Origin of the sequence: Pseudomonas onubensis, assembly GCF_965653655.1 — a bacterium.
In the GTDB taxonomy this organism is placed as follows: domain Bacteria; phylum Pseudomonadota; class Gammaproteobacteria; order Pseudomonadales; family Pseudomonadaceae; genus Aquipseudomonas.
The window spans coordinates 1-462 of the sequence record NZ_CBFHAZ010000258.1; the positions used below are offsets into that span (position 1 = coordinate 1).

Here is a 462-nt window from a genome sequence, read left to right on the forward strand (position 1 = left end):
CTTATCATCCGTACAAAAGAAAAAGCGGCGCGCGTTTTTTTTATTCACCGCCGGCAGCACATTGAGCGTATTTTTTGCCACCGATCCTTCGCGCAGCATGACGTACATTCCCCGTCTGATTCTGTCCAGCGCTTCTTCGTTTGTCGTCACTTCATGATCATTTGACACCATTGCGGTTCTGTATATATTGATGATATCTGAAGACAGTCCGGCTAAATGCCCGTCGATCCGCTTTCCGTGACGCTTGGCATCAAGGAGTTTCTGAAGCATATCCTCTTCACCTTCCGCAAAAGACACATAATCCATTACTTCCGCAAGCCCGAGCACCTCTTTCTGCTGATAAAAAGGCTTTAAATCCTCGGCTTTTAATACAGCTCCTGAGCGTTCAAAGCTAGCGGCGGGAACACAGGAAGGAAGCATGAAACGGATGTTCAGCGGCGCCTTTTTCGCCTGCTCTATCAT

General features: G+C 48.1%; 1 protein-coding gene. It reads right to left on the reverse strand.

What is annotated here, in order from left to right; all coding sequences use genetic code 11:
• Nucleotides 1-462: amidohydrolase family protein (locus tag ACTD9P_RS29860; RefSeq protein ID WP_438870453.1), on the reverse strand; the 462-nt coding region annotated here is incomplete at both ends.